This is a genomic window from Mycobacterium sp. TH-M25 (assembly GCF_057473665.1).
Genome location: NZ_JBYCLA010000151.1, coordinates 1 through 3,293 on the forward strand (window position 1 = coordinate 1; position 3,293 = coordinate 3,293).

General features: G+C 63.6%; 5 protein-coding genes. All 5 read right to left on the reverse strand.

Annotated features, from left to right (window positions below):
* On the reverse strand, window positions 1-866 hold an 866-nt coding region (locus AC2VOU_RS05105), incomplete at its 3' end, for an aromatic ring-hydroxylating oxygenase subunit alpha (RefSeq protein WP_486956381.1).
* A gap of 10 nt (window positions 867-876) precedes the next feature.
* A complete protein-coding gene (locus tag AC2VOU_RS05110) occupies window positions 877-1,707 on the reverse strand; it encodes an SDR family NAD(P)-dependent oxidoreductase (RefSeq protein WP_486956382.1) in 831 nt (276 codons plus the stop codon).
* A 3-nt stretch (window positions 1,708-1,710) separates the two neighbouring features.
* Window positions 1,711-2,277: a VOC family protein gene (locus tag AC2VOU_RS05115; RefSeq protein ID WP_486956383.1), complete on the reverse strand. Its 567-nt coding sequence runs from the start codon at window positions 2,275-2,277 to the stop codon at window positions 1,711-1,713.
* Window positions 2,278-2,317: 40 nt separating this feature from the next.
* Window positions 2,318-2,713, reverse strand: coding sequence for a nuclear transport factor 2 family protein (locus AC2VOU_RS05120; protein ID WP_486956384.1), 396 nt, complete (start codon window positions 2,711-2,713; stop codon window positions 2,318-2,320).
* 27 nt (window positions 2,714-2,740) lie between these two features.
* On the reverse strand, window positions 2,741-3,175 hold the full coding sequence (locus AC2VOU_RS05125; protein ID WP_486956385.1) for a nuclear transport factor 2 family protein: 435 nt from the start codon (window positions 3,173-3,175) through the stop codon (window positions 2,741-2,743).
* Window positions 3,176-3,293: the final 118 nt, after the last annotated feature.

Here is a 3,293-nt window from a genome sequence, read left to right on the forward strand (position 1 = left end):
CGCAGCCGCTCCATCGGGGACATCGCGGCGAGATTCTTGCCCTTCATTGCGTTGAGGTAGTGCTCTTCGCTCAGGTCGAAGCATCGTACGAAGTGACCGTTGAAGCTGGCGCTCACACCGGCCATCGCCGGCTCTTCGGCCGCCGCTCCCAGCAGCGCCAACTCCTGCATGGAGCGGTGCAGCGACAGGGTATGGAAAATGTCTCCGGCAAACTGCTCGGCAGCGCTCTTCCAGTTGGCGGGGATGATGAAGCGCTGCGGATGGCCCAAGACTGTCATGCCGCGCCGGGTCCGGTCGAACATGAGATCCCAGTACCAAGTCATCGGGCCGAGGTATTCGCGCAGCGACGGTGCGCTCTCGTCGAACGTCACGAAGATCATGCCCGTGTAGGTGTCCACCCGCCCGCGGCGCAAGCCCAACTCGCCCTTGTTGCGCAAGTTGCCGTGCATGGTCTCCCGAGCGATGGGAGACGCCTGGAAGGTGCCGTCCGACTTGAATACCCAGCCGTGGTAAGGGCACTGAAACTGCTTGGCATTGCCGGCTTCGAACCGGCACACGCGCGCGGCACGGTGGCTGCAGACGTTGAGTGCCGCTGTGATGCTCCCGTCGGCCGCCCGGCTGACGATGACCTGGTCCTCCCCGACGTAGCGCACCACGTAGTCGTCGGCGTTGGGGATTTCATCCTCGTGGGCTACGACCGTCCAGGCCTTGGCGAACAGGTGTTTGAGCTCCAGCTGGTAGAGCTCGGGGTCGTTGAGGACACGCAGCGACACCTCGCGGTAATCCTTGTCGATCAGCTCTGACAGCGGGGTCCCATCCGTGAGGACCGGTCCGGTCCGAGCGTGCTTCACCTCGTCGATAGTCACGACGCTCTCCTTACTTCTTTTCGGACCCGGGGCTGCCGGGCGGTGAGTCGAAGACCGAGGGGTCCGGCGGCCGGGTGTTCAGCCGCGGTACATGGAGGCCCCCGTCGACCGGGATGGTCGCGCCGGTGATGAAGCGCGCCTCGTCGCTGGCCAAAAACGCCGCCACCGGGGCGATGTCCTCCTCCGGATCACCCATCCGTCCGCAGGGGATCATCAGCGGAACCGCCTCGAGCAGTGCAGGATTGGCGGAGACCATCTCTTCGAAGGCAGCGGATGCGGCGATCGGTGCGATCGCGTTGACCAGGATGTTGTGCCGGGCCCACTGGAACCCGGCCGTCCGGGTCAGCGCCTGCACACCACCCTTGGCGGTGTTGTAGTCACCGTGCACCCAGTTTCCGTTATCAGCGTCGATCGAATAGAAGTTGATGATGCGTCCACCACCGCGTGCCTTCATGACGGGGAACGCGGTCTGCATCCCCCACCACACGCTCCACAGGGCGACTCCAAGCATCTGCTCGAACATCTCGTCGGTCTTCTGTTCCAGCGGAACGTCCGGGGTCAGCGAAATCGCGTTGTTGACAAGGATGTCCAAACCACCGAAGGAGTCCTGGGCGGCCGCGAACGCGTCTTCGATGTCTGCCTTGCGGGACACGTCGGTCTGCACGAACAAGCCCTCGCCGCCGAGCGCACCGAGGTCCTCGGCAACCTGCTTACCCGCGTCGGCGTCGAACTCGGCGATAACCACCTTGGCGCCCTCGCGGGCGAACCTGCGGGCGATTCCCCGCCCGATGCCCTTGCCGGCACCGGTGACGACAGCAACCTTTCCGTCCAGACGGCTCACCAGTTACGCCTTGCTCTTGGCGTCAAGGACCTCACGCACGCGCGCCCGGAAACTGGGGTCGTGGGTGTGGCTGAAGTTCACGTTGCCGCCCTCACCGTCGAACTCGTGCAGCCCGGTGAGATCGCGCTCCGGGTCCGAGAAGTCCACTGCATAACCGCCTTCGCGGACCGCGACGATCTCCCACCAGTTGCCGTCCGGGTCGGTGAAGTAGAACGAGGTGTCCCCGTGCATGTGTCGCGGCTCGGTGATCGTCTTGAGGCCCCACTCGTCCTTGAGCTCGACGAGCCTCTTGTAGGCGGCGTGCACTTCTTCCTCGCTGCCCACGTCGAGACCGTTGTGATCCAGCATCGTCATCGTGCTGTCTTTGCCGGTCTCCACCACCGCGTATGCGTGGTTGGTGTTGAGCCGGATCATCATCGAGCGGGCGCTGGGCTGGATCACTTCCAGACCGAGGACCTGCTCGTAGAAGCGGCGGGACCTGGCGATGTCGACGACACCCAGCGTGCCGTGACCGAGCCGTTGGACCTTCAGGACAGGTTCGCCGGTGAACTTGTCTGTGATTCCGGGCATTACAGGTTCCTTCCTATTCCTCGCCGAGCTTTCGGGCCGGTCACACGCCGGCTTGCAGTGCTTGCATCGCCGCGGCCATCTGGGCCGAATCCATGTACTCCTCGATCCGTCGGATCCGGCCGCCCGAGAGGGAAATGCGCTGAATCGCCGGAATGGCCGCCACTTCGCCGTTCGGCAGTGTCACCCGCACGACGTGTCGCTGAACGCAGGTGTCATCCGTGAAGTCACGTCCGACGACCTGGAATTCGGCCCGCATTTGCGCCAGCCCCGCAAGTGCGGCAAGAGCTTCGCTTTTGGGTTGTTCTTGCTGGGTGTAGTTGTGCCAGACGACTGCGTCGTCGGTGAACAGTGCTTCGCAGGTCGCATGGTCCCCGGTTGCCAGCGCGGTGAAGAACTTGTCCACCGTGGCCTGCACGTCGCTGTGTTTGTCGGCCATGATTCTCGCTTTCTTTGATCAGGCCTGTTACGGCCACACCTTCGGGGTAAAGATCGCCCGTGCGATTCGTTCCGCAATTCGCCAGCCCGCCGGCGTTTTGGTGTACTTGTCGTGGAACTCTATGACGCGCCCGTTGTCGGTGGCGTAGACGACCGGCTCACCACGTTCCGACGGCGGTCCGTGGTAGACCATCGAGCAGACGACGGCCTGGGCTGAGTCTGGACGTACGTTCGTGAAGTGGAAATTGGTGAGTAGGTGCCGCGTGGTCGCCTTTGGCCGCTCCCGCATGCCCTGGCGTAGCTCGTCGTGGCCGTGATGGACGTTGCCGGCGCGGTCGAAAACCGCATCCGGGGTGAACAATCCGATCATCGATTCGAAGTCACCGTTGTCCATGTAGTAGGCGAAATCGTTGTTGAGGCGAACCAGCTCCCACTCGGTCGTCATCGTCTCGGTAGAAGTCATGTGCTCTTCAAACCCTGACTCAGATCAGGGCCGACGGGGGGACGGGTTCCTCGGCCAGTAGAGCGCCGACGATCTGGTAGATCTCCGGGCTCGCCGCGACGTGCTGGGCCGCGGTGCG